The organism is Rhodococcus sp. MSC1_016, assembly GCF_023667485.2.
Taxonomy (GTDB): domain Bacteria; phylum Actinomycetota; class Actinomycetes; order Mycobacteriales; family Mycobacteriaceae; genus Rhodococcus_F; species Rhodococcus_F oxybenzonivorans.
Genome location: NZ_JAMOZI020000001.1, coordinates 3,025,684 through 3,049,329, shown reverse-complemented (window position 1 = coordinate 3,049,329; position 23,646 = coordinate 3,025,684). Strand labels below are relative to the sequence as shown.

23 protein-coding genes are annotated in these 23,646 nt (G+C 66.7%); 13 read left to right on the top strand and 10 right to left on the bottom strand.

All coding sequences use genetic code 11. The features are described 5' to 3' along the window. Position 1 precedes the first annotated feature (1 nt). The 9 genes from L1080_RS14080 to L1080_RS14040 form a co-directional block, all read right to left on the bottom strand. Positions 2–829: an NAD-dependent protein deacetylase gene (locus L1080_RS14080; protein ID WP_250771383.1), complete on the bottom strand. Its 828-nt coding sequence runs from the start codon at positions 827–829 to the stop codon at positions 2–4. Between the two features lie 21 nt (positions 830–850). Next, positions 851–1,786 carry a D-isomer specific 2-hydroxyacid dehydrogenase family protein gene (locus tag L1080_RS14075; RefSeq protein ID WP_250771385.1) on the bottom strand — a complete coding sequence of 312 codons (936 nt, stop codon included), beginning with the start codon at positions 1,784–1,786 and terminating at the stop codon, positions 851–853. A gap of 9 nt (positions 1,787–1,795) precedes the next feature. Further along, entirely contained in the window at positions 1,796–2,194 is a 399-nt protein-coding gene (locus L1080_RS14070; protein WP_109328926.1) for an ectoine synthase, read from the bottom strand. Between the two features lie 19 nt (positions 2,195–2,213). Further along, entirely contained in the window at positions 2,214–3,491 is a 1,278-nt protein-coding gene (gene ectB / locus L1080_RS14065) for a diaminobutyrate--2-oxoglutarate transaminase (RefSeq protein ID WP_159921399.1), read from the bottom strand. 27 nt (positions 3,492–3,518) lie between these two features. After that, positions 3,519–4,031 carry a diaminobutyrate acetyltransferase gene (gene ectA / locus L1080_RS14060; protein ID WP_159921401.1) on the bottom strand — a complete coding sequence of 171 codons (513 nt, stop codon included), beginning with the start codon at positions 4,029–4,031 and terminating at the stop codon, positions 3,519–3,521. 190 nt (positions 4,032–4,221) lie between these two features. Beyond that, entirely contained in the window at positions 4,222–6,321 is a 2,100-nt protein-coding gene (locus L1080_RS14055; protein ID WP_250771390.1) for a RecQ family ATP-dependent DNA helicase, read from the bottom strand. A 58-nt stretch (positions 6,322–6,379) separates the two neighbouring features. Beyond that, a complete protein-coding gene (locus L1080_RS14050) occupies positions 6,380–7,246 on the bottom strand; it encodes a ribokinase (protein ID WP_159921405.1) in 867 nt (288 codons plus the stop codon). A gap of 10 nt (positions 7,247–7,256) precedes the next feature. After that, complete coding sequence (locus L1080_RS14045; RefSeq protein WP_250771394.1) at positions 7,257–8,726, bottom strand: MFS transporter; 1,470 nt, start codon at positions 8,724–8,726, stop codon at positions 7,257–7,259. A 244-nt stretch (positions 8,727–8,970) separates the two neighbouring features. Next, on the bottom strand, positions 8,971–10,071 hold the full coding sequence (locus L1080_RS14040) for an NADH:flavin oxidoreductase/NADH oxidase (protein ID WP_250771397.1): 1,101 nt from the start codon (positions 10,069–10,071) through the stop codon (positions 8,971–8,973). Between the two features lie 114 nt (positions 10,072–10,185). On the opposite strand from L1080_RS14040, the gene L1080_RS14035 reads away from it, so the two are divergent. The 12 genes from L1080_RS14035 (at position 10,186) to L1080_RS13980 (ending at position 21,190) form a co-directional block, all read left to right on the top strand. Continuing rightward, positions 10,186–11,463, top strand: a complete 1,278-nt coding sequence (locus L1080_RS14035; RefSeq protein ID WP_159921411.1) for a glutamate-5-semialdehyde dehydrogenase — start codon at positions 10,186–10,188, stop codon at positions 11,461–11,463. 49 nt (positions 11,464–11,512) lie between these two features. Beyond that, positions 11,513–12,424 carry an AAA family ATPase gene (locus tag L1080_RS14030; protein ID WP_250771400.1) on the top strand — a complete coding sequence of 304 codons (912 nt, stop codon included), beginning with the start codon at positions 11,513–11,515 and terminating at the stop codon, positions 12,422–12,424. 8 nt (positions 12,425–12,432) lie between these two features. Continuing rightward, positions 12,433–13,893, top strand: coding sequence for a vWA domain-containing protein (locus L1080_RS14025; RefSeq protein WP_159921415.1), 1,461 nt, complete (start codon positions 12,433–12,435; stop codon positions 13,891–13,893). A 19-nt stretch (positions 13,894–13,912) separates the two neighbouring features. Beyond that, positions 13,913–14,608 carry a nicotinate-nucleotide adenylyltransferase gene (gene nadD, locus L1080_RS14020; RefSeq protein ID WP_109328945.1) on the top strand — a complete coding sequence of 232 codons (696 nt, stop codon included), beginning with the start codon at positions 13,913–13,915 and terminating at the stop codon, positions 14,606–14,608. Positions 14,609–14,637: 29 nt separating this feature from the next. Further along, positions 14,638–15,063: a ribosome silencing factor gene (rsfS, locus tag L1080_RS14015; RefSeq protein WP_109328947.1), complete on the top strand. Its 426-nt coding sequence runs from the start codon at positions 14,638–14,640 to the stop codon at positions 15,061–15,063. After that, positions 15,060–15,719 carry a histidine phosphatase family protein gene (locus tag L1080_RS14010; RefSeq protein WP_109328949.1) on the top strand — a complete coding sequence of 220 codons (660 nt, stop codon included), beginning with the start codon at positions 15,060–15,062 and terminating at the stop codon, positions 15,717–15,719. The genes rsfS and L1080_RS14010 overlap by 4 nt, the downstream gene beginning before the upstream one ends. Next, positions 15,706–16,503, top strand: a complete 798-nt coding sequence (gene octT, locus L1080_RS14005; protein ID WP_250771403.1) for a diglucosylglycerate octanoyltransferase — start codon at positions 15,706–15,708, stop codon at positions 16,501–16,503. The genes L1080_RS14010 and octT overlap by 14 nt, the downstream gene beginning before the upstream one ends. Positions 16,504–16,507: 4 nt before the next feature. After that, a complete protein-coding gene (locus L1080_RS14000; RefSeq protein WP_250771406.1) occupies positions 16,508–17,374 on the top strand; it encodes a DegV family protein in 867 nt (288 codons plus the stop codon). A gap of 67 nt (positions 17,375–17,441) precedes the next feature. Further along, the gene (locus L1080_RS13995; protein WP_250771409.1) at positions 17,442–18,314 is read left to right on the top strand and encodes a ComEA family DNA-binding protein; all 873 of its coding nucleotides are present in this window, start codon (positions 17,442–17,444) and stop codon (positions 18,312–18,314) included. Further along, positions 18,311–19,882: a ComEC/Rec2 family competence protein gene (locus L1080_RS13990; RefSeq protein ID WP_250771412.1), complete on the top strand. Its 1,572-nt coding sequence runs from the start codon at positions 18,311–18,313 to the stop codon at positions 19,880–19,882. Before L1080_RS13995 ends, L1080_RS13990 begins: the two co-directional genes overlap by 4 nt. A gap of 55 nt (positions 19,883–19,937) precedes the next feature. Then, positions 19,938–20,897: a TIGR03557 family F420-dependent LLM class oxidoreductase gene (locus L1080_RS13985; protein WP_250771416.1), complete on the top strand. Its 960-nt coding sequence runs from the start codon at positions 19,938–19,940 to the stop codon at positions 20,895–20,897. A gap of 122 nt (positions 20,898–21,019) precedes the next feature. Further along, positions 21,020–21,190: a hypothetical protein gene (locus L1080_RS13980; RefSeq protein ID WP_201453556.1), complete on the top strand. Its 171-nt coding sequence runs from the start codon at positions 21,020–21,022 to the stop codon at positions 21,188–21,190. A gap of 24 nt (positions 21,191–21,214) precedes the next feature. Here L1080_RS13980 and L1080_RS13975 read toward each other — a convergent pair whose 3' ends face one another. Continuing rightward, a complete protein-coding gene (locus L1080_RS13975) occupies positions 21,215–21,943 on the bottom strand; it encodes a GAF and ANTAR domain-containing protein (RefSeq protein ID WP_250771420.1) in 729 nt (242 codons plus the stop codon). A 128-nt stretch (positions 21,944–22,071) separates the two neighbouring features. On the opposite strand from L1080_RS13975, the gene L1080_RS13970 reads away from it, so the two are divergent. Then, the gene (locus L1080_RS13970; RefSeq protein ID WP_250771422.1) at positions 22,072–23,622 is read left to right on the top strand and encodes a carboxylesterase/lipase family protein; all 1,551 of its coding nucleotides are present in this window, start codon (positions 22,072–22,074) and stop codon (positions 23,620–23,622) included. The last annotated feature ends 24 nt before the right edge of the window (positions 23,623–23,646 follow it).

The following is a 23,646-nucleotide window of genomic DNA, read 5'->3' as shown; positions in this document are numbered from 1 at the left end:
GTCACGCCGACATCGTGGTGGATACGTCGAGCAGCGCCCGCAGCGCGTCCGAGCAACCCGCATCGAGTGTGAGGGTGGCGAACTCGTCACCTCTCGTCGACCCACGGTTGACGATCACGATCGGTTTTGCGCGCTTGGCGGCGTGCCGGACGAACCGTAGTCCCGACATGACGGTGAGCGACGAACCCGCCACCAGCAGCGCTTCCGCGTCGTCGACCACGGCGTAGGCAGCCGCGACCCTCGGCTTGGGGACCGACTCGCCGAAGTACACGATGTCCGGTTTCAGGAGCCCGCCGCAGGCCTCACAGTCGACCATCCGGAAGTGCTCCGTACTGGTGACGACGGCGTCCGCGTCCGGTGCGATCTCGACTCCCTCCGCGGCGGCCACGGTCTCGGCGAACCCGGGGTTGGCTCGCTCGAGACGCTCGGCCAGTGTTGCCCGGGAGATCAGTGCACCGCACGAGAGACAACGCACCTGTGCGTACGTGCCATGTAGATCGATGACCCGGCGACTGCCCGCCTTGGTGTGGAGCAGATCCACGTTCTGCGTGATCACCGCGTGCACGGCGCCGGCGCGTTCGAGACCGGCCAGGGCCCGATGACCGGCGTTGGGCCGGGCTGCGTCCATGTGCCGCCAGCCGAGATGATTCCGGGCCCAGTAGTGACGACGGAAGTCCGGGTCGCCGATGAATTGCTGGAAGGTCATCGGGTTGCGCGGGGGAGAGTCGGGACCCCGGTAGTCGGGGATTCCGGAATCCGTGGAAATGCCGGCGCCGGTGACCACACACAGACGCCGGCCGCTGAGTACGTCGAGCAGTCGGTCGAACACGCACTCCAGGGTAGCGCCGGGTCAGTAACCGACGACGGGATCGATCAGGGCGGTGAGCCGCTCACCGGCGACGAAACGGGTCACATTCAACGCCACATGATCGGCGAATGCGGGCGGACGCACGGACGGCGGGTTGGAATCGTGGGGGGTGATGATTACATTGGGCAGTTCCCAGAGCGGGTGACCGTCGGGAAGCGGCTCCGGATCCGTGACATCGAGTCCGGCGCCGCCGATGCTGCCGTTCCGCAATGCGTGCACGAGGGCATCGGTGTCGATGAGCGACCCGCGGGCCACGTTGATCACCCACGACGTCGACTTCATCTGAGCCAGTTCGGCGCCGCTCACCAGGTGATGTGTCGCGGACGTCGCGGGCGCCCCGATGACGAAATGGTCGGCCCGCGGCCACACCTCGTTCAACCTGGTGGTCGGAAGCGTTTCGATGGCACCCGGAACGGGGCTGCCCGAGCGATTCACGGCGATCACGTCGGCTCCGAGCGAGGCCAGCATGGGAATGAGTGCCCGGCCGATGCCGCCTGCGCCCACCATGGCGACCATCGCACCGCGCAGGGTGCCGACCTTGGAGTAGAAATCGTGCTGACGCCACGTTCGGGCCGCCATGTGTTCCGGCAGCGCCCTCACTCCGGCCAGGAGGAGCGTCAGGGCATGTTCGGCGACTGTGGCCGCGAACGCACCCGCAGCCGACGTCCACATGATCTGGGTATCGGGTGTGATGAGTTTCGCATCGAACCACTGCTCGACCCCGGCGGAATCGAGCTGCACCCACCGAATATTGTCCGGGAGCGGGTCGGGAAACCCGATCGGGCCCGCGGTCCACACCAACGCATCGGCGGACTCGAAGGGCGACAGACGGGCGCCGCCCCGGCGCACCGCGTCCTCGAGGAGCGGGTCCGGGGCGGGTCCGATGGCAACAGCTGGAACAGCAACGTCGTCGGCCATGGTTCGACGCTACGCGGGAACCTCGATCAACGGGTAGACACCATTTTCATCGTGTACCTCACGTCCCGTCACGGGCGGGTTGAACACGCAGAGCATGCGCATTTCGGTCTCCGGCTCGACGCGGTGCCGTTCGTGTCCGTTCAGCAGGTACATCGATCCGGGTCCGAGGTCGTAAACCTTGTCGTTGTCGAGATCGACCAATTTGCCCGTGCCCTCGACCAGCCACACGGCCTCGACATGGTTGGCGTAGTGGAACTCGTTGACAGTTCCCGCCTTGATCGTGGTTTCGTGGAAGGAGAAGCCCACCTTGTCACCGCCGAGGACGATGCGCTTGCTGCGCCAATTGCCGTCCTCGCTGGTGATGTCGCGCTCGGTGTCGGTGATTTCTGCGGTGGTGCGAACGATCATGGGTACTCCCATCCTCTCTCTAGCTGCAAACCTTGCCGGTGGCCTCGGCGAGAATGCCGAGTCCGTGGTCGAGTTCCTCGTCGGTGATGGTGAGCGCCGGTAGCAGCTTGACCACCTCGTCGGAAGGTCCGGAGGTTTCGGCGAGCAGTCCCTCGTCGAAGGCGAGTTTGCAGACCTTGCCCGCATTCTCGGCCTCGTCGAAGACGAGACCCTGAACGAGGCCGCGACCGCGGGTGAAGACCTTGCCCTCGAACTGGTTGGACAGTGCGGTGAACGCCTGATGAATCTTCTCGCCCTTGGCCAGCGTCGACTGATGCAGGGCGTCGTCGGACCAGTACTGGTCCAAGGCCACTTTGGAGGTGATGAATGCGGGATTGTTGCCGCGGAACGTGCCGTTGTGCTCGCCCGGACCCCACACGTCGAGTTCGCGTTTGAACAGCGTGAGCGCCATAGGGAGCCCGTAACCGCTGATCGACTTCGACAGGCAGACGATGTCGGGGGTGATGCCGGCGATCTCGAAGGAGAAGAACGGGCCGGTGCGCCCGCACCCCATCTGAACGTCGTCGACGATCAGCAGGATGTCGCGCTCGGCGCACAGCTCGGCCAAGGCGCGCAGCCACTCGGCCCGAGCAACGTTGACGCCACCTTCGCCCTGAACGGTTTCGACGATCACGGCGGCCGGACGGTTCAGGCCACTGCCCGAGTCGTCGAGGACCCGGGAGAACCAGTGGAAGTCCTCGGTGACTCCGTCGAAGTAGTTGTCGAACGGCATGGGAGTGGCGTGCACCAGCGGGATACCGGCTCCGGCACGTTTCATCGAGTTACCGGTGACCGAGAGCGCGCCGAGCGTCATGCCGTGGAACGCGTTGGTGAAGTTGATGATCGACGAACGGCCCGTGACCTTACGGGCAAGCTTCAACGCGGCCTCGACGGTATTGGTGCCGGTGGGGCCGGGGAACTGGACTTTGTAGTCGAGGCCCCGCGGTTTCAGGATCTTGTCCTCGAAGGTCTCGAGCAGTTCGCGTTTCGCGACGGTCGACATGTCGAGACCGTGGGTGATTCCGTCACCGACGATGTAGTCGACGAGTGCCGATTTGAGCACCGGGTTGTTGTGCCCGTAGTTGAGCGAGCCGGCTCCGGCGAAGAAGTCGAGGTAGTCCTTGCCGTTCTCGTCGCGAATCCACGATCCGGACGCCGTTTCGAAAACGGTGGGCCACCCGCGGCTGTAGCTGCGAACCTCGGATTCGAGGCTCTCGAAGATATCGGTATGAGCGTTAGTCGTACTGCTGTCAGTCATGTTGCTGCATTCCTCCGGGGCATGCTCTTAGCCGATCGTGTACAGATCTTCGGCTTCGTGTCCATCGGGAAAATCGTTGGGCGAGAATAACGTCTGCTTGGTGATCGCCGTATCTCGGCGACGCGCCAATGCGGTGAACAACGCGATCGATGCCTCGTTGTCGGGGCTGATCGTCGTCTCGAGATGGGTGATCCCTTCAGGCGCAAGACGATCGAGCAAGGCGCCCAGCATGCGTCCGGCAATTCCCTTGCCACGCTGGTCTGCGTCTACGGCGACCTGCCAGACAAACAGTGTCGCCGGGGATTCGGGGCGGATGTAGCCCGAAACGAATCCCACTACTCGTTCGTCGACCACTGCGACGATCGACGTGCGGCTGAAATCTCTGCACCACAACAGGTAGGCATAACTCGAGTTGAGGTCGAGCACTTCCGTGTTCCTGGCGATCTCCCAGAGCCGGACTCCATCAGAGATCTGTGGACTTCGAAACAACACCGCGTCCGGCGCGGTGGTCGGGATGGCACTCTTCTGAACAGGCGTCATTGGAAAAACCAACCTAACAACCATCTATGCCGATTTCACGTGCGTCGCGAAATTGGCCCGTCCGGGCACGGAGCCTTCGCAGGTGAGACGGGCAATGTGACGCTGCTCACGTTATGTAACTTTTCGACGATCCGCAAGCGACACACTTGTCCATTTCGAGATCTCAGGGCACTCGACCGCCGCTGCGGAGTCACTTCACGGCTGCCAGGGCGAAAGGCAGCACCGAGGTGGCGCCCGCCGCCCGCAGCGTCCGGGCAGCCATCGTCAGGGTCCAGCCGGTGTCGGTGAGGGTGTCGACGAGGAGAACAGGCCCCGTGGAACCCGAAAGTTCGGGGGTTTCCCACGCGTCTGCCAGACCGGCCACCCGGTAGGCGGAGTTCGCCGCAGAGACCGGCGGATGGCCGGGTCGTTGCCTCAGGACTCCCAGATGCTCGAGCCGTCCGATCTGGGCGAGCCGCTCCGCCAAGGAGGCCGCGAGAAGGGGATGGGTGGTCGATTCGACGGCCATGACGGCGGTGGGCCGCTGCGTCCAGTCCCACGATGCCAGCACGGCGATGCAGGCCTGCAAGACGTTCTCCGGTGCCGGACCGTCCGGTCCGTCCATCAGAGTGCGCAGTCGTTGTCCCCAGCCGAGGTCGGACAATCGGCCGAGGACACGGCCCGGTTCCGGACCGTCCGTAATTTTCCCCGACAACGCGACACCGAGCTTCTTCAGTCCCGAAGGCCACTGTTTCCGAGGCGCCAGGTCGATGCCCGGCCTCTCCAGCCGCGATCGGGTCTGAGCCACGGTGTCTGCATCCACAGCGGTGTCGTAGTGCGCGCCGGTGCAGTTGTCGCACCGGCCGCAGTCGGACGCCCCCTCGACCAGTCCCGGATCGTCGAGCTGCTCCCTCAGGAACTCCATCCGGCACGTGGTGATGCGTTGATAGTCGAGCATGGCCTGCTGCTCGGACTCACGGGCCCGTTCGAGACGTTCGTAGCGTTCGGCGTCGTAGGTCCAAGGCTGCCCGGTTCCCACCCAGCCCCCACGGACGCGGCGAACCGCACCGTCCACATCGAGAACCTTCAACACCATCTCGAGCCGCGTCCGCCCCAGTTCCACCAGCGGCTCCAGGGCCTGCGTGGATTGCGGCCGGTCGGGGTCGAGAACCTCGATGACCCGCCGCACGATGTGCTCACGGGGAAACGCCACCGAGGCGAAATAGCTCCAGATCTGCCGGTCTTCCGAGCCGGGGAGCAAGATGACTTCGGCGCGATCAGTGGAACGGCCCGCACGGCCCACCTGCTGGTAGTACGAGATCGGTGACGACGGCGCACCGAGGTGCACCACGAATCCGAGATCGGGCTTGTCGAAGCCCATGCCGAGCGCCGACGTAGCCACCAGGGCTTTCACGCGGTTGTCGAGTAGATCCTGCTCGAGGCCTTCCCGTTCGCCGGCATCGGTTTGTCCCGTATAGGCGGCGACGGTGTGCCCCTGCTCGGTGAGCAAGCTCGCCAGATCTCGTGCCGCCGACACCGTCAACGCATAGATGATCCCCGACCCGGGCAGGCTGTCGAGCTTCTGGGCGAGCCACGCGGCGCGGGCCGTGGCCTCAGGAATTTGCACCACCGACAGATGTAGCGATTCGCGTTCGAGCCCGCCGCGCAACACCAGCGTTTCGCCGCCGCCCACACCGAGCTGGGTCGAGACATCGGTGACCACGCGGTCGTTTGCGGTGGCCGTGGTCGCAAGCACGGGAATGCCCTGCCCGAGCTCGCCGATCAGCGTGCGGATGCGCCGATAGTCCGGGCGGAAGTCGTGGCCCCAGTCCGAGACGCAATGGGCTTCGTCGACGACGACCAGGCCGGCGTCGGCGGCGAGGGAAGGAAGAACCTGGTCGCGGAAGTCGGGGTTGTTCAGGCGTTCCGGGCTGACCAACAAGACATCCAGCTCTTGCGCCGCGACACGGGCGTGAATGTCGTCCCACTCCGTGACGTTGCCCGAGTTGATCGTGGCGGCCCGGACTCCCGCCCGTTCTGCCGACGCCACCTGATTCCGCATGAGGGCGAGAAGCGGCGACACAATGACGGTCGGCCCGTGCCCGTCGGCCCTCAACAGCTTGGCCGCGATGAAGTAGACAGCTGATTTACCCCACCCGGTCCGCTGGACGACGAGCGCGCGTCGTCGGCCCACGACGAGCGCCTCGATGGCAGTCCACTGGTCGTCCCGCAGCCGCGCTTCGGGTCCTGCCAGCTCTCGGAGCAGGCGTTCGGCCTCGTCGCGGAGTGCGGGCGTGGTGGCGGTGGTCATGACCCCATGGTGCACGACTGCTGTGACACTCCACCTGCGGCGAGGGGGAACGGCCTGCTCAGCGGTGCAGAGCTGTCTCGATGGCGGTGCGGGTGGGGGAGGATGTCGAGGCTCCTCGCCGGGTGGTCGCGAGTGCGCCTGCCGCGGTCGCGAACGGCAGTGCGGCCTCGGGGCCGCGCATCCACGACACCGCCAGAGCGCCTGCGAACGCGTCACCGGCACCCGTCGTGTCGACTACCTCGACCGAGGGGGCGTCGGCATGTACGGCGGCGCCGCCCGGGTTCGTGTACTCGGCGCCGGATCCGCCGAGTGTGGTCACCAGGTGGGGGACGGCGGAAATCACGTCGGGTCCGAGTTGCGCGGCTTCTGTCTCGTTGACCACCAGCACATCGACGAGTGCTACGAGTTCTCGGGGAAGCGGCTGAGCGGGTGAGGGATTGAGCATCACCACCGTGTCGTGTTCGGCGGCGTGCGCGGCTGCGGCGAGCACGGTCGCGACCGGTATCTCGAGTTGGCAGAGGAGCACGTCGGCGGCCGCGATGGCCTCGAGATCTGCCGGTTCGAGATCGGTCAGGGTGCTGTTGGCGCCCGGGACCACCACGATGCTGTTCTGTCCGGCGGCGTCGACGGTGATGGTCGCGATTCCACTCGGCCCGTCGACCTCGCGGAGGTGGGTGGTGTCGACTTCGGCCTCCACCAGGGTTTGGCGCAGTTCGAGGGCGAACGTATCGGATCCGACGGCGCCGATGAATGTGACCCGTCCCCCTGCCCGCGCCGCGGCGATGGCCTGATTCGCGCCTTTGCCGCCGGGGGTGGCGGCAAAGGCGCTGCCCAGAATGGTCTCGCCGGGGGCGGGTAATCGTTCGGTCGCCGTCAGCAGATCCATGTTGACGCTGCCGACCACGGCGATCCTGGGAGCGGACATGATGGAAAGACTATCCCGCGTCGACGGCGTCCGCCTCGTGCTCGGACCTCGGTGACTCGCCGGCCTTCGTCCGCCGCAACCGGCCGAGGACACGACGAGCTTCCGCCTCCGTGGCGACGGCAGGCGGCGATCCGTCGAGCGGCTTGCGGGCGGTCTCGGAGATGAGGAGGACCGCGATGGCCCCGATCACTGCGGCCACCATCATGTACATCGGAGCGACGAGATCGCTGCCGGTCGCGTCCTGCAGGGCGGTCAGCACCAGAGGCGTGGTACCACCGAAGATCGAGACGGCGAGGTTGTATCCGATCGCGAGGCCGCCGTAGCGAATTCCCGTCGGGAAGAGTGCAGGAAGGACCGAGGGGAAGACGCCGACGAACAGCAGCAGTAGTCCGCCGAGCATCGCGAGGCCGACGAAGACGGTGACGTAGTGCCCGACACCGATCAGCAGGTACGCGGGCAGCGACAGCGCGAAGAATCCGACGAAACCGGTCAGCAGCAAAGGTTTACGACCCACCCGGTCGGACAGCTTTCCGACGAAGCTGATGCACACCATCATGATGAGCATCACGACGATCATGAGGACGAGGCCGTGCGACTCGTCGTAGCCGAGCGTGTTCGACAGGTACGTCGGCATGTAGCTGAGCAGGCCGTAGTGCGCGATGTTGTAGGCGGCGACGAGGATGACGCACAGTACGAGGGGCCGCCAATTGTCGACCAGTGTCTCGCGCAACTTTCGGCCGGTGGATTCTTCTGCGAGAGAATGTTCCTCAGCCTGCTGTTGCTGCTGGAAGGCCGGCGTCTCTTCCAGCCGCAGGCGCAGGTAGAGGCCGATGAGTCCCAGGGGACCGGCGAGCAGGAACGGGATTCGCCATGCCCAGTCGACCAGAGCGTCGGCGCTGACTGCGCTGCTGATGACGGTGACGAGCCCCGCCGCCGCGACATACCCGGCCAACGTGCCGAATTCGAGGAAACTCGCGAAGAAGCCGCGACGCTTGTCGGGCGCGTACTCGGCGACGAACGTACTGGCGCCACCGTATTCGCCGCCGGTCGAGAATCCCTGTACGAGGCGAAAGAGTACGAGAAGGATCGGTGCCAGGATGCCGATCGATTCGTAGCTCGGGATCACGCCGATCGCGAAAGTGCTTCCCGCCATGAGGATGATGGTGGTGGCAAGCACCTTCTTGCGGCCGATACGGTCGCCGAGCGGGCCGAAGAAGAAACCGCCGAGCGGCCGGACGATGAAGGCTGCGGCGAAGATTGCGAACGTCGACAGTAGCTGCGCCGTGCCGCTGGCCTCGGGAAAGAACACCTCGCCGATGGTGGTCGCGAGGTAGGCGTAGACGCCGAAGTCGAACCATTCCATGGCGTTGCCGAGCATGGTCGCTTTGACGGCCCGCGAGACCGAGGCCTCGTCGATGACGGTGACGTCGGGTGACTGCGCCACCTCGTCCGCGGTGATGGAGTGATCTGGTGCATTCATGAGTCGTGCGCTCCCCAGCGCCGGTATCACCCACGCGGGGCACGTACCTGATGCACGCATCTTTTCGTCGCCCGCCGGGTGAAATGCTGGTCGGGTCTCCTGGCCACGGACCCTTCGGCGCGATGCGGCCCCCGCCGATCGGCTCTGGCTCGTGGCTGGTCCCGCCCACCGTCCGGGGTGCGGGACTACCAGCTGTAAGAGCGATTACCGTAGCAAAGGATGCGGGGGCTTGTCGGCTCGAGCCTCAGTACGCCCGGGCGTACTGCGCCGGAATCTGCGGCGTCACCTGCGCATTCAATGCCAGTGCGGCTTTTCGCGGCCAATACGGGTCGCGGAGCAGTTCGCGCCCGAGGAACACGGCGACGGCTTCTCCCGACTCCACGATTCGCTCGGCCTGCTCCGGCTCGGTGATGAGCCCGACGGCGGCGGCCGGGACCGTGGTCTCGTTCTGGATGCGACGGGCGAACGGCACCTGGTAGCCGGGCCCGACGGGGATCCGGGCGGCCGCGACGCCACCGCTGGACACGTCGACGAGGTCGACGCCGAGGTCCGCGAGGGCCTGCACGAGGGACACGGTCTGATCCGGCGTCCAACTGTCCGCGTCGAGGCCGGGCTCCTCCGAGAGCCAGTCGGTTGCCGAGACCCGGACGAAGACGGGCAACTCGGCCGGCCAGACCCCGCGTACTGCGTCGACGACCTCGAGCAGGAGGCGAATGCGGCCCGCGAAGCTGCCGCCGTACTCGTCGGTGCGGTGATTGCTGACCGGTGAGAGGAACTGGTGCAGCCGATAGCCGTGTGCCGCATGGATTTCCACCACCTTGAAACCGGCCCGCGACGCCCGCTCGGCGGCGGCGGCGAAATCGGCGACCACCTTCCGGATGTCGGCGGACGTCGCCGCGGCAGGCGGGGTGTGGTCGCCGAAACCGATCGCGCTCGGCGCCACCGTCTGCCAGGACAGCCGATCGTCGCCGTCGAGGCTCCCGCCCCCGCGCCACGGGACGTGCGCGGAGCCCTTGCGCCCGGCGTGACCGAGCTGGATGCCCGGGACCGCGCCGAAGTACTCGAGCTGTGCGTTGATCTCCGCGAAGGCCTCGGCCTGGGTGTCGTTCCAGATGCCGAGGTCGGCGGGGCTGATGCGGCCCTCCGGGCTGACTGCCGTCGCCTCGGTGAGGATCAGGCCGGCACCGCCGATGGCGCGCGTCACGAGGTGCGTCCGGTGCCAGTCATTGGGAACTCCCACATCGCGGCCCGTCACGTCGGCCGAGTACTGGCACATCGGCGCCATCCACACCCGATTGGGGACGGTGACTCCGCGGAAGGTGATGGGTTCGAACAACACACTCACTACAGCACTCCTGCCTCTGATGGTCTCGACCAGTCGCAACCTGCGCGGGGGACGAAATCATTCCCGGTCGTTCCCGCGCCGCGCTGCACAGACCCCGGTATATAGGCTGTCTTCATGACTGCAGTGACCTCCACCGCGTCGACCGGTGCCGTGGACACCCGTGAGGCCGTTCACGCGGCGGCTCGTCGTGCCCGCACCGCGTCGCGGGTCCTTGCTCTGCTCACCACCGCGCAGAAAGACGCGGTCCTGCACGCCGCGGCCGATGCGGTGCTGGCAGCTACGACTGACGTCCTTGCCGCCAATGCGGCCGACATCGAGTCGGCCCGGGCGTCCGGCACCGAGGAATCCCTTCTCGACCGGCTCCGGCTGACCGAGGCTCGGATCGAGGGAATCGCCGCCGGACTCCGTCAAGTAGCGGGTCTGCCCGACCCGATCGGTGAAGTGGTGCGCGGATCCACACTGCCCAATGGACTCGAACTGCGACAGCTCCGAGTGCCGCTGGGTGTGGTGGGCATGGTGTACGAGGCCCGTCCCAACGTCACCGTGGACGCGTTCGGCCTGGCCCTGAAGTCGGGCAACGCTGCGCTTCTGCGTGGATCCTCGTCCGCGGCGAAGTCGAATGCGGCGCTGGTCGTCGCATTGCGCGCCGCGCTGGCTGCGCAGGAGCTGCCGGAAGACGCGGTGCAATTACTGCCCACCGAGGACCGCTCGAGTGTCACCCATCTGATCCAGGCGCGCGGTTTGGTCGACGTCGTCATCCCGCGGGGCGGCGCCGGACTGATCAGCGCCGTCGTGCGAGACGCCTCCGTCCCCACCATCGAGACGGGCGTGGGTAACTGCCACGTCTACATCCATGCCGCCGCGGACCTGGAGATGGCCGAACGAATCCTGCTCAACTCGAAGACGCGGCGGCCGAGCGTCTGTAACACCGCGGAGACGGTTCTGGTCGACGCCGCCATTGCCGACGTCGCCGTCCCGAAGCTCCTGCAGGCGCTGCAGACGCACAGTGTCACCGTCCACGGAGATCTTCCCGGCATGGTGCCCGCCACCGAGACGGACTGGTCGGACGAATATCTCACCCTCGATGTGGCGCTGAAGGTCGTCGACGATCTCGATGCCGCGGTAGAGCACATCGATCGATATGGAACCGGTCACACCGAGGCGATCGTGACCGCCGACCTGTCGGCCGCGCGCGAGTTCACCGCCCGCGTCGATGCCGCCGCCGTCATGGTCAACGCGTCGACCGCCTTCACCGACGGCGAGCAGTTCGGTTTCGGCGCCGAGATCGGGATCTCCACCCAGAAGCTCCACGCCCGCGGTCCGATGGGGCTGCCGGAACTCACCTCCACGAAGTGGATCGTGTGGGGGGACGGGCACACGCGTCCGGCCTAGCGCCACAGTTCGACCACCAATTTCCGCAAGCCCATCGAAAGGAGCGAGCGTGGATCGCGCACTACCCACCACGACGCCGTTGTTCGTGAGCGTCGACGACGTGATCGTCCGGCTCGCCGAAACCGGCTACCTGGCAGACAAGGGCACCGCGACCGCGGTGTTTCTCGCCGACCGGCTCGGTAAGCCCCTGCTCATCGAGGGACCGGCGGGTGTCGGCAAGACAGAGCTGGCCCGAGCCGTCGCGCAGACGACCGACGCCGAACTGGTGCGGTTGCAGTGCTATGAGGGCGTCGACGAGGCTCGCGCGCTCTACGAGTGGAACCACGCGAAGCAGATCCTGCGCATCCAGGCCGGAGCGAGCGCAGCGACGGGGAATGTTCACGGCAGCGACAGCAGCTGGGACTCCACCAAGGCGGATGTCTTCTCGGAGGAGTTCCTGCTGTCGCGTCCGCTGCTGACCGCGATCCGGCGCGAGGATCCGACGGTGCTGCTCATCGACGAGACCGACAAGGCGGACGTCGAGATCGAGGGCCTGCTCCTCGAGGTGCTCAGCGATTTCGCGGTCACCGTTCCCGAGCTGGGAACGATCACGGCCGTCCGGAAGCCGTTCGTGCTCCTCACCTCCAACGCCACCCGTGAGTTGTCCGAGGCGCTCAAGCGTCGCTGCCTCTTCCTCCACCTCGACTTCCCGGATGCCGAACTCGAACGCAAGATTCTGGCGAGTCGAGTCCCGGAGCTTCCGGAAGCGATCGCCGAGCAGTTGGTGGCGACCATCCGGGTGCTGCGCGGAATGCAGTTGAAGAAACTGCCCTCGGTAGCCGAGACGATCGACTGGGGCCGCACGCTCCTCGCGCTCGGGTTGGACACCCTCGACGACGACGCCGTGCGGGCCACCCTGGGCGTGGTTCTGAAGCACCAATCCGACCAGCAGCGCGCCGCTGCCGAACTGCGACTGAACTGAGGGTTCCCATGGCTGCAGGTGGTCCTCCCACGTCCCGGTCGGCAACATCGGGGCCCGCCGCGCCGCACGGGTTACCCGGCCACCTGGTCGACTTCGTCGAGGCGTTGCGGCGGCGCGGCATCATGGTGGGCCCGTCGGAGACCGTCGATGCCGGGCAGGTCATGTCCGTCCTCGACCTCCTCGACCGCGAGGCACTCCGAGAGGGACTGGCGTGCGCCCTGCTACGCCGTCCCACTCACCGCTCCACGTTCGACGCTCTGTTCGATCTGTGGTTCCCCGCGGCCGTCGGGAATCGGTCGAGCGGGGCCGTCGACACCAGGCTTCCGCGAACCGAGAAGGGCGACATCGATTACGACGCCCTGCGTGAGTTGATCGTCGAGCTCCTCGCCGACGGGTCGCCCGAAGCGCTCGAGCTCACCGAACTCCTGACCGCGCAGATGGTCGAAGAACTCGGGCAGTACCAGTCGGCGAACGGGCCGTCGTTCTCCGCCTACCAGGCGTTGCGGGACGTGGCGCCCGAGACCCTGCTGAAGAAGATCCTCGACGGACTCCTGGGCAATCAGCAGGACGGCGAAGCCCGAACGACGGAGAGCTACGAATCCGAGGTGGCCAAACGCACCGCGGCGCAGCGGATCGCCGACTTCCGCAAGATGGTCGAGAAGGAGACGCGTCGGCGGTCGGCCGAGAACCTGGGCAAGGAGCGGGTGGCGTCGTACGGCGTGCCGCGGCTGGCCGAGGAAGTGGACTTCCTGCGAGCGTCGGACTCCGAGCTGACCGCTCTCAAACGTAACGTCACCCCGCTCGCCAGACTGCTGGCCAGCCGGCTCGCGGTGCGCCGCAGTCGTCATCGCGCCGGGTCGATCGATCTCCGGCGGACCCTGCGCAAGTCGATGTCCACCGGGGGAGTGCCCATCGATCTCGTCCAGCGCAAGCCGAGACGCGCACGCCCGGAACTGGTGGTGATGTGCGACGTGTCGGGTTCGGTGGCGGGGTTCAGCCACTTCACATTGCTGCTCGTCCATGCGCTGCGGGAGCAGTTCTCGCGGGTGCGGGTGTTCGCTTTCATCGACACCACCGACGAAGTCACCCGATTCTTCGACACCGGTGCAGACCTCGGGAACGCGATGTCGCGGATGATCCGCGAGGCCGACCTCGTCAGCTACGACGGGCACTCCGACTACGGCAACGCATTCGGTGTGTTCGCGGAGCGGTTCACCTCGAGCATTACCTCGCGCACCTCACTGCTCGTCCTCGGGGACGGCCGCAACAACTATCGCGACCCCAATTTGGAGGCGCTGGCGCGTCTGGTGTCGGTGGCCAAGCATGCGCACTGGCTCAACCCCGAGCCACGCGGACAGTGGGGTTCCGGGGATTCGGCCGCCAAGGTGTACAACGAGGTCATCAGCATGCACGAGTGCCGCTCCGCGCAGCAGCTCGCCTCGGTGGTCGCCGGGTTGCTCCCGGTATGACCACGTAAGCTCGGCACTCGTGGAACAGGGAACAACGGGCGCACGTCGGCGCCGTCTCGGGGTCATGGGCGGCACCTTCGACCCCATTCACCACGGTCACCTCGTGGCCGCCAGTGAAGTCGCCGACCGGTTCGGCCTCGACGAGGTGATCTTCGTACCCACCGGCAGGCCCTGGCAGAAGCAGGGAAAAGTGGTCAGCCCCGCGGAAGACCGGTACCTGATGACGGTCATCGCCACTGCGTCGAACCCACGGTTCTCGGTGAGCCGGGTGGACGTCGACCGCCGGAAGGTCACCTACACCGTCGACACTCTGCGCGATCTCCGCAGCTTCCATCCCGACGCCGAGCTGTACTTCATTACCGGTGCCGATGCCCTGGCGAGTATTCTGTCGTGGCAGGACTGGGAGGAACTGTTCTCACTGGCGAAATTTGTGGGAGTGTCGCGCCCGGGATTCGATCTCAATACCGAACATCTGGCCGCTCATCTCGACGCGCTGCCGGAGGACGCGGTCACGTTGATCGAGATACCGGCGCTGGCGATCTCCTCGACGGAATGTCGGCGGCGCGCGAGCCGGCACCGGCCTGTGTGGTATCTGGTGCCGGACGGCGTGGTCCAGTACATCTCGAAGCGGAACCTGTATCGGCCGCCGGACGCCGAGCGCCTGGACGGTGCGACGACGATGTCCGAACCGGCCCCCGGCAAGACCAAGAGCTAGCACTTTTTCAACGAACTGGAGAACATCGAGTGAGCGCAACGACCGAAGCCATCGCGATGGCACGCATCGCGGCAGTGGCGGCCGACGAGAAGCTGGCCTCCGATGTGGTGGTGCTCGATGTTTCCGAGCAGCTGGTCATCACCGACTGCTTCGTCATCGCGTCGGCGCCCAACGAGCGCCAGGTGAACGCGATAGTAGAGAACATCGAGGAACGTCTGCGTGAGGCCGGTCACAAGCCGGTGCGCCGTGAAGGCACCCGGGAGGGCCGGTGGGCGTTGCTGGACTTCGTGGACGTCGTCATCCACGTGCAGCACAACGAGGAACGTAACTTCTACGCACTCGAGCGGCTCTGGAAGGACTGCCCCACCGTCCCGGTCGACGGGATCGGCCTGCACGCCCCCGCGACCAACGGTGCTGATCCCGGCTCCGCGAACAGTGAGGAATCCGAGCAGTGACGGACGCTCCGCGCGCCCCGCGACGGCTCATTCTGCTGAGGCACGGCCAAACCGAGTACAACGCCGGAAACCGCATGCAGGGTCAGCTCGACACCGACCTGTCCGAACTCGGCCGGAGGCAGGCCCGCGCCGCTGCCGCCGTCCTCGTCGGTCGCTCACCGATCTCTATCGTGTCCTCGGACCTGCGGCGTGCGTACGACACGGCGGTGGAGATCGGCGACAACGCCGGACTGCCGGTGCAGATCGACGAGCGTCTGCGGGAAACCCATCTCGGTGAGTGGCAGGGGCTGACTCACCTCGACGTCGACGCGCGGGCACCGGGTGCGCGCGCGGCGTGGCGTAGCGACGCAACGTGGGCACCGCCCGGCGGAGAGAGCCGTGTCGATGTCGCGCGCCGCAGCACGCCGGTGGTGGCCGAGCTTCTCGAGAAGTACGAGGATTGGGCCGAACAGCCCGTCGTCCTGGTTGCCCACGGCGGATTGATTGCTGCACTCACCGCGGCGCTTCTCGATCTTCCTGTCAGTCATTGGCCGGTGCTCGGTGGTCTCGGTAACACCAGCTGGGTGCAGCTCAGTGCGCACGGAAACTCCGACTCGCCGAGCTGGCGCCTGGACGTCTGGAACGCATCCGCGAGCGTGGCAAGTGACGTCCTCTGACATGGAGGCCGGTTCCGGAGAGCGGCCGGTCCTTCTCGTGCTCGCCGATTCACTGTCCTACTACGGGCCCAAGGGCGGCTTGCCGTCCAACCATCCCGACATCTGGCCCAACATCGTTGCGCGCGAGCTGGACTGGGATGTGGAGCTTGTTGCGCGGATCGGTTGGACCAGTCGTGACGTCTGGTGGGCCCTGACCCAGGACCCCCGCGTGTGGTCGGCCGTCCCCCGGGCGGGTGCTGTTGTGTTCGCGGTCGGGGGAATGGATTCGCTCCCGTCCCCGCTGCCCACCGCGATGCGGGAGCAGCTCCGCTACATTCGTCCGCCCGCGCTGCGCCGGGTCGTGCGTACTGCCTACCAATGGTTGCAGCCGCGGCTGTCTCCGCTCGGATGGCCGGTCGCGTTGCCCCCGAAGTTGAGCGTCGAGTACCTCGAAAGCTCCCGGGCGGCGCTCGAATACATGCGACCGGAACTGCCCGTCGTCGGCACTCTCCCGTCCGTCCACCGCAGTGAGGCCTACGGCAAGGTGCACTCCGGCCGGCCGGGTGCTGTCGCGGCCATCACGGCGTGGGCGGAGGACAAGAACGTTCCGCTCGTCGACCTCGCGGAGGCTGTGCGAGCCGACATCTTCGGTGGCCGAGGCAATCCGGACGGAATCCACTGGGGCTGGGACGGTCACGCCCAGGTAGCGGCGGCCATGCTGACCGCTCTTCGTGCCACCGGAGCGGCACCGATGCTGGGCGAAGACATCACTGCCGCGGACGCGGTGTCGAGCAGGGCCGAGTAGTCCCATGCCCGTTGTCGTTGTCACCGATTCGTCGGCCTCGCTCGTTCCCGAGGTCGTCGAGGAGCAAGCAATCCAGGTCGTGCCCCTTCATGTTCTCAGCGGCGACGAGGACTTTCGCGAGGGAATCGACGTCATTCCGGAGGACCTCGCCGGCGTCACCACCGCGGGTGCCTCGCCCGGCGAGCTGTCCGAGGCCTATGCGGCGGCGTGGGAAGCGAGCGAGGGCGCCGGCGTGGTCGCCGTGCACATTTCCCGCCAGTTGTCGGGAACCTGGGAGGCCGGACGACAGGCGGCGCAGGAGTTCGACGGTCGCGTGCGCATCGTCGATTCCCAGTCGGCTGGAATGGGTTTGGGATACCCGGTGCTGGAAGCAGCACGGTTGGCGATGAGCGGTGCCGACCTCGAGACGGTGTACCGGCGGGCTGTCGACGTAGCGGGTCGCAGCCGTTGCCTGATTGTCGTGGACCGGCTCGATCAGTTGCGCCGCGGGGGGCGGATCGGCGCTGCGGCCGCGTTGCTCGGCACCGCGCTGGCGATGAAACCGGTGCTGCATCTCGTGGATGGACGACTCGTCCTGAAGGAGAAAACCCGGACCTCCACCAAGGCGATGGCGAAGATGATCGATTCCGCCGTCGAGCTGGCAGGGGTGGACAGAACCTCGGTGGCTGTGCATCACATGCATGCACCCGACCGGGCCGAGTCGGTCGCGCAGCGGCTGAAAGAACGAATTCCGCAGGTCAGCGACCTCGTAGTCACTGATTTCAGTTCGGTGATCGGGGCCCACGTGGGGGCAGGCGCTGTGGGCGTCGTTCTCTGCCCGGAGCCCGCCGAGGGCTATCCAGACGCCGATTCATCCACAACCTCGAGCTGATCCACAGGCCAATTTTTCTCGCCCACAACCTCGCTGATCGGCCGCCGCGACGTTCTACCTTCTCTGCATGGGCAACAGGGAAGAGCGTTCGCGAGGACGGAGCCGTCTTGCGTTCATCACGTCGGGGGAGGACGCGCATCTTCCTCCGGGTGCGGTAGCCCCGTCCGGCCCCTCCACACCGGGATGGTTGGCGCACGCCGAGGACGCCGAAACCGAGGACGCGCCGTCGTGGTCTGCGCAAGGGCGATGGTCCCGCGCCCTTCCGGAACGCTGGCGGGATGCGCGCGTCGACCCCGGCCGCGCAGGCGCAGCCGTCCTCGTCATAGTGGGGCTGATTCTGGCGACAGTCGCCGTGATCAGTGTTCGCAGCGGTCAGCCGGAGGCGCAGGCCGTGCCCTCCCTTCCCCTTGCGCACGTCCGTTCGGAGGCCACCCCCGCCGCGGAGCCGGCCGAGGCAGCTCGGCCGCTGCTTCCGCCGCCGGTGGACGAAATCGTGGTGAGCGTGGTCGGTTTGGTGAGCACGCCCGGGCTCGTGCGGCTGCCGCCTGGCTCACGGGTTGCCGACGCACTCGCCGCCGCGGGAGGAGTGCGCACCGGCGGAGACATTCTCGCTCTCAATCTGGCGCAACGACTTTCCGATGGTGACCAAATCGTGGTTGGGGTGGCCGCGCCCGGAGCGGCGCCCAGTGCGGTGGGCGGCGTCTCCACTCCGGGCGCCGCACCGGCGGACGGGAAGGCAACGACGGGCGGGCTCGTCGATCTGAACACGGCCACGGAGACCGAGCTCGATGCCTTGCCCGGCGTCGGCCCGGTGACCGCGGCAGCCATCATTGCGTGGCGCACCACCAATGGGAAGTTCACGGACGTGGCCCAACTCGGCGAGGTGGACGGGATCGGGCCGGTGCGCCTCGAGAAGCTACGGTCGCAGGTCACCGTGTGAGGTCCGAGCGGGAGTCGCACCGGCTCGACGTCCGCCTCGTTCCCTTCGCTGCGGCCTGCTGGGCAACGACCGGAGGCGGGATCCTGTGGGGTTCACGAACCGCGTTGTGCGTGGTGGGTGGCTCGTTTCTCGTTGCTGTCGCGCTGGTCGCGGCGAGTGTTCGGTCGGGTGACTCCCGGTGGACAGCGCATCGGACGACGGCACTGGCGCTTCTTCTGTTCGGATGCGTGTGTAGCACGGCCGTCGCCGTGCGGGTACAGGCCGCCGAGACGCACCCGATGGTGAACCTGGCGTCGAACGGTGCGTGGGTGACGTTGGTGATCGAAATCGCCGACGACCCACAGCAGCTCGCGAGTTTCGGCCGACGGGTCCGCGTCGACGCGCATCTGCGCGAGATACGCAAAGCCACCGAGACTGTTCACGCGAGTGGGTCGATAGTCGTACTCGCCCCGTCCGATGGGTGGTCCGGTCTGCTGCCGGGACAGGAGGTGGTCCTGCGAGGGCAGGTGAGCCCGCCGATGCACCGCGACCTGACTCTGGCCACGGTCCGGGTGTCCGGTCCACCCTCGGAAGTGGGACCGGCACCTCCTCACCAGCGATGGGCGGGCACCCTGCGCGCCCGGTTCACAGTCGCGGCCGCCGTTCTGCCGCCCGACGAGGCCGGACTGCTGCCTGGGCTGGTGGTGGGGGATACGTCGTCGCTGTCGGCCGAGGTGAAGGACGATTTCACGACAACCGGACTGACACACCTGACGGCGGTGTCCGGCGCGAACGTCAGCATCCTCCTGGGAGCGGTGTTGCTCCTGGTCCGGGCGCTCGGACTCGGCCCGCGGGCCGGCGCCGTTCTGGCGGCCGGCGCGCTGGTCGCTTTCGTCGTAGTGGCGAGGCCGTCGCCCAGCGTGCTGCGCGCCGCGGCGATGGGCTCGGTTGCGTTGCTCGCTCTCGTGAGCGGTCGGCGAAAGCAGGCGGTACCGGCTCTCGCCGCGGGTGTCATCGTGTTGCTGATGTGCTTTCCGGCGCTGGCTGTGGACTTCGGTTTTCTCCTGTCCGTCACGGCCACCGCGGCGTTGATCGTCGTCGCGCCGGTCTGGGTGGACCTTCTCGTTGAGCGGCGATGGCCGCGCGCGGCAGCGGAAATGGTGGCCGTCGCAGTGGCTGCCTTCGCGGTGACCGCGCCCATCGTCGCCGCAATGACGGGGACCGTGAGCGCGGTGTCGGTGGGGGCCAATCTCCTGGTCGCGCCTGTCATCGGAATCGTCACGGTGCTCGGCGCCGTCACCGCCCTCGTATCAGCGGTCTCGGTGCCGGTCGCGGAAGTGACGGTACGCCTGACGCAGTGGCCACTCTGGTGGCTCGTCACCGTGGCCGACCAGGGGTCGCGGATCCCCGGGGCGTCGATACCGGTCCCGTCGGGGCCGGTAGGCGCACTGTCCGTCCTCGCCTGCACAGTCTTGATCGGGGTGGCGTTGCGCTTCCGACGATTCCGCCTGCTGCTGTTCGGGGCCGCGGTCGGTCTCGCGCTGCTCTGGGCACCGGTGTGGCCTGCCTCTCTCGCCGGCGCTGTGTGAGTACGCCGCCGTGCGGGCAACCTGCTCGGAACTCGACGACACAGGAGGATTCCTCATGCAGGTCGGTTTCAAGCTCATGGCCGAAACGTTCGATCCACGGGAAATCGTGCGCCAAGCGGTGGAGGCCGAGCGTGCGGGTTTCGACTTCGTCGAGGTGAGTGATCATTACCATCCTTGGCTCTACAGTCACGGCCACTCGGGATTCGTGTGGTCGATGCTCGCCGCGGCCGCCGCCCGAACCAGCACCATCGGCTTGGCAACGGGTGTCACCTGCCCGTTCGTCCGCTACCACCCCGCAATCATCGCGCAGGCCGCCGCCACCACCGCAGTGCTGAGCGAAGGGCGCTTCAAACTCGGCCTGGGCTCGGGAGAGCGTCTCAACGAACATGTGGTGGGCGGTGGGTGGCCGTCGGTGCGGGTGCGGCACGAGATGCTGCGCGAATCGCTCGACATCATTCGACTGCTGTGGTCGGGTGGCTACCACTCCTACGAGGGCAAGCACCTGACGTTGGACGACGCCCGCGTGTACGACCTGCCCGAGGTGCCGCCCACGATTGCCGTCGCGGCAGGGGGCGCGGAAGCCGCGCGGCTCGCCGCGGAACTGGGCGACGGGTTGTTCGCCACCGAACCCGACGCCGAACTGGTGCGGGCGTACTCCGACGCCGGCGGATCGGGGCCCAAGTACGGTGAAGTGCCGCTCGCGTGGGCGCCGGACGTGGAGTCGGCCGTGAACTCGGCGCACGACAAGTTCCGTTTCGGTATGACGGGATGGAAGGTGCAGGCGGAGCTGCCGAACCCGATCAACTTCGAGGCGGCCACGGCGACAGTACGTCCGGAGGATGTCCAGGAAGGGATGGCGTGTGGTCCTGACGTGCAGCGTCATCTGGAGGTGGCCGGTAAGTTCGTCGACGCCGGGTTCGATCGTCTGGCGCTGATCAACGCGGGTCCCGACGTCGATGGATTCTTCGAATTCTTCGCGAACGAACTGAGCGAACCGTTACGGGCACTTCCGTAGGCCGCACCGATTGCGGATTCGATGCGCGATGTGTGTATGCCGCGCGGCAACTGCGACTACCATCCGGTGACAAATACTGCGGCGAATGGTCCTGAAGTGCATCCGCATTGGAGGTGAGAGGTATGTCGGAAGCTGAGCAGGCAGATCTCGATGTGGACGATGTCCTCGACGCGGGTCAGGTTCGCCGGGCGCAGCGCGTCGTCGCCGCATCATCGCTGGACGCCGACGATTGCCGGTTGCTGCTGTCCATGCTGGGCATTGCCGGGAACCCGGAGTCCGCCGAGCTGGAGTGAAGTCGGGGGCTGAACTGGTGCCGGTCAGCTCAGGTTCTTGTGGTGGTGAACGATGATTTCCTCAGCCAGCGCCGAGATCTTGACGTTCATTTCCTGAGATGTCGCCTGCAGGATCGCCAGCGCCTGGTCTTCGGTGATGTTGTGAAACGCCATCATCAAGCCCAATGCCTTCCCTATCTCCCGATTGCTGGTCAACCCCGCCCGTAACGTCTCCGCTTCGAGGTGCTCATGCGCAGCGGTGAGGGCTACAGCGGCGAACGATGCGAGCATGATCCCCTGTTCGACGGATGCTGCCGTCAACGCGCCGGGCGTATCGGCGAAGAGGTTGAGGGCGCCGACCTTCCGACGCCGGACGACGAGGCGGAACCCGGCTGCACCGCGAACCGGGGTCTCGGCGAGCACCCGGCGCACCAATCGTGGCCACTCGTGTGCGGCGGTCAGGTCCGGTACCAATTGCGGTGTCTCCTCGACGATGGCATCGACACACGGACCTTCGTTTTCGCTCCGCTCCAATTCGTCCACCCGGGCGGCGATGGTGTCATTGGCCGCGGCGGTGACGAATCGACCCTTCTCGTGAAGCATCAGGCTGGCGTGGGAACAGCCGTCGACGAGAATGGGGGCGACATCGCAGACTGCTTGCTGGACATCCCGAAAGTCCGCGCCGGCGTATACCAGTTCGGCCAATCCTGTCAACGATGCCGACGCTTTGTCGACAGGCTGTGAGCGAGTCGCTTCCTGCTCGTCGTCCCGCATCGGGTCCTCCACATCCGGGCACGCCCAGTGTTGACGCCCAGTCTGCCAGATGGGGGTCGGGCCGTGCCCCGGCCGGAAGAATTGCTGGAACCGACTCGGGAATCCTTGTCGGCAGCGAAGATGGCGGCATGGTGCCGTCCGCCGATAGTCCACTCGTGACCATCGCTCAGGGAACCGCGCGAGGCGTGCGCTTCGCCGGCGCACTGGTGTGGAAGGGGATACCCTATGCGGCTCCGCCGATCGGCGACCTGCGCTTCCGCGCCCCACAGGCTGCTGCGGCGTGGGAGGGCGTGCGCGACTGCTCGGTGTTCGGGCCGATAGCACCGCAGAACGAGCACGGGCCGCTGCCCATCGACCCCGGCCTCACGGTCGACGAGGATTGCCTGTCACTGAACGTCTGGGCCCCCGAAGGTCCGCAGCATCGACCACGCCCCGTCATGGTGTGGATTCATGGTGGTGCCTACTACCTCGGGTCCTCGGCGCAGCGGATGTTCGATGCCTGCCATCTGGTGGAGCGCGGCGACGTCGTGGTGGTCACGATCAATTATCGACTGGGTGCTCTCGGTTTCCTGGACTTCTCGTCGTTCTCGACGGCAGAGCAGCCTTTCGATACGAACCTCGGTCTCCGCGATCAGATCGAGGCGCTGAAGTGGGTGCGAGCGAACATCGCCGCGTTCGGTGGCGACCCGGCCGATGTGACACTGTTCGGCGAGTCCGCGGGGGGCGGCGCGGTGACCACTCTGATGACGTCGCCCGCCGCGGAGGGACTCTTCCACCGGGCGATCGCCGAGAGTTCACCCGCGACCTCGGTCTACGGCAGCGAGCGCGCGGCGTCTATTGCCGAGTCGTTCCTCGAACTAGTCGGACTAGCTCCCGCCGAGGTGGGACGTCTCCGCGATCTTCCCGTCGACGTGTTGACTGCGGCCTGCGTGGAACTCGTGCAGCAGGTGCCTGCTCGCGTCCCCGGCACGCTGGCGGTTGCGCCCACCGTGGACGGTGACGTGGTACCGCACTACCCGGTGGCCGCGTTCCGTCACGGCCTCGCGCACAAGGTGCCGCTGCTGATCGGGACCAACAAGGACGAGGCGTCGATGTTCCGGCTGATGAAGTCTCCGCTCATGCCCATCACCCCGGACGCCGTCCACCAGATGTTCGTGGCGATCGCGGCCGACAACCCCGACCTGCCGGTGGACGAAGAGCAGCAGGTGGAGGCGGCATACCCCGATTACCCGAAGAGGCGGTCCGCAATGGAGATCTCGCGGGACGCTGCTTTCCGGATGCCCACTTTGTGGATCGCCGAGGCCCACAGTCGCGTCGCACCCACGTGGTTGTATCGGTTCGATTACGCCACGCCTTTTCTCCGGGCGGCGCGAATCGGTGCGACCCACGGGACGGAAGTGCCCTATGTGTTCGGGAACTTCGGTGTCGTCCCCCGGGACCCCACCTTCAAGCTCGGTGGCCGCCGGACCGCCGCTCACGTATCCGATCGGATTCAGCGGCGGTGGCTGTCCTTCGCGTCGGCGGGCAGCCCGGACGGCGGGGAAACCGAAACGCCCTGGCCACGGTACGACGAGACGGACCGCGCCACGCTGTTGATCGGCAAGGCGGATGCGGTGGTGGGGGACCCCGATCGGGATCTTCGCCGTGCATGGGGTGAAGAGGTGATCGGCTTCACGTGAGCGGGTGCTCCGGTTTCGTATCGA

What these genes read in the sequence shown, in the direction of transcription:
- L1080_RS13995 (WP_250771409.1), top strand. Translation starts at nt 17,442, where the DNA reads ATGGGCAACAGGGAAGAGCGTTCGCGAGGACGGAGCCGTCTTGCGTTC.
- L1080_RS14070 (WP_109328926.1), bottom strand. Translation starts at nt 2,194, where the DNA reads ATGATCGTTCGCACCACCGCAGAAATCACCGACACCGAGCGCGACATC.
- L1080_RS13975 (WP_250771420.1), bottom strand. Translation starts at nt 21,943, where the DNA reads ATGCGGGACGACGAGCAGGAAGCGACTCGCTCACAGCCTGTCGACAAA.
- ectB (WP_159921399.1), bottom strand. Translation starts at nt 3,491, where the DNA reads ATGACTGACAGCAGTACGACTAACGCTCATACCGATATCTTCGAGAGC.
- L1080_RS14055 (WP_250771390.1), bottom strand. Translation starts at nt 6,321, where the DNA reads ATGACCACCGCCACCACGCCCGCACTCCGCGACGAGGCCGAACGCCTG.
- L1080_RS14000 (WP_250771406.1), top strand. Translation starts at nt 16,508, where the DNA reads ATGCCCGTTGTCGTTGTCACCGATTCGTCGGCCTCGCTCGTTCCCGAG.
- L1080_RS14045 (WP_250771394.1), bottom strand. Translation starts at nt 8,726, where the DNA reads ATGAATGCACCAGATCACTCCATCACCGCGGACGAGGTGGCGCAGTCA.
- L1080_RS14035 (WP_159921411.1), top strand. Translation starts at nt 10,186, where the DNA reads ATGACTGCAGTGACCTCCACCGCGTCGACCGGTGCCGTGGACACCCGT.
- L1080_RS13970 (WP_250771422.1), top strand. Translation starts at nt 22,072, where the DNA reads ATGGTGCCGTCCGCCGATAGTCCACTCGTGACCATCGCTCAGGGAACC.
- L1080_RS13980 (WP_201453556.1), top strand. Translation starts at nt 21,020, where the DNA reads ATGTCGGAAGCTGAGCAGGCAGATCTCGATGTGGACGATGTCCTCGAC.
- L1080_RS14050 (WP_159921405.1), bottom strand. Translation starts at nt 7,246, where the DNA reads ATGTCCGCTCCCAGGATCGCCGTGGTCGGCAGCGTCAACATGGATCTG.
- L1080_RS14075 (WP_250771385.1), bottom strand. Translation starts at nt 1,786, where the DNA reads ATGGCCGACGACGTTGCTGTTCCAGCTGTTGCCATCGGACCCGCCCCG.
- L1080_RS14025 (WP_159921415.1), top strand. Translation starts at nt 12,433, where the DNA reads ATGGCTGCAGGTGGTCCTCCCACGTCCCGGTCGGCAACATCGGGGCCC.
- ectA (WP_159921401.1), bottom strand. Translation starts at nt 4,031, where the DNA reads ATGACGCCTGTTCAGAAGAGTGCCATCCCGACCACCGCGCCGGACGCG.
- L1080_RS13985 (WP_250771416.1), top strand. Translation starts at nt 19,938, where the DNA reads ATGCAGGTCGGTTTCAAGCTCATGGCCGAAACGTTCGATCCACGGGAA.